This window comes from Niallia sp. NCCP-28 (genome assembly GCF_023168165.1).
Classification (GTDB): domain Bacteria; phylum Bacillota; class Bacilli; order Bacillales; family Cytobacillaceae; genus Niallia.
Window position 1 is genome coordinate 1 of sequence record NZ_BQYJ01000040.1, and the last position, 687, is coordinate 687.

Here is a 687-nt window from a genome sequence, read left to right on the forward strand (position 1 = left end):
CGGCTAACCCCTCCTCTTAACCTTCCAGCACCGGGCAGGTGTCAGCCCCTATACTTCGCCTTGCGGCTTCGCAGAGACCTGTGTTTTTGCTAAACAGTCGCCTGGGCCTATTCACTGCGGCTCTCTCGGGCTTTAACACCCAAAAGAGCACCCCTTCTCCCGAAGTTACGGGGTCATTTTGCCGAGTTCCTTAACGAGAGTTCTCTCGCTCACCTTAGGATTCTCTCCTCGCCTACCTGTGTCGGTTTGCGGTACGGGCACCTTGAACCTCGCTAGAGGCTTTTCTTGGCAGTGTGGAATCAGGAACTTCGGTACTATATTTCCCTCGCCGTCACAGCTCAGCCTTATGCGGTAACGGGATTTGCCTCATTACCAGCCTAACTGCTTGGACGTGCTAATCCAACAGCACGCTTACCCTATCCTCCTGCGTCCCCCCATCACTCAAATGGTTCATAAGGTGGTACAGGAATATCAACCTGTTGTCCATCGCCTACGCTCTTCAGCCTCGGCTTAGGTCCCGACTAACCCTGAGTGGACGAGCCTTCCTCAGGAAACCTTAGGCATTCGGTGGATGAGATTCTCACTCATCTTTCGCTACTCATACCGGCATTCTCACTTCTAAGCGCTCCACCAGTCCTTCCGGTCTAGCTTCAACGCCCTTAGAACGCTCTCCTACCACTGACATCT

The 687-nt window shown here is 53.6% G+C and carries 1 rRNA gene; it reads right to left on the reverse strand.

The window, feature by feature from the left end:
• Positions 1-687 (reverse strand): 23S ribosomal RNA (locus tag NCCP28_RS23505); the annotation flags it as partial.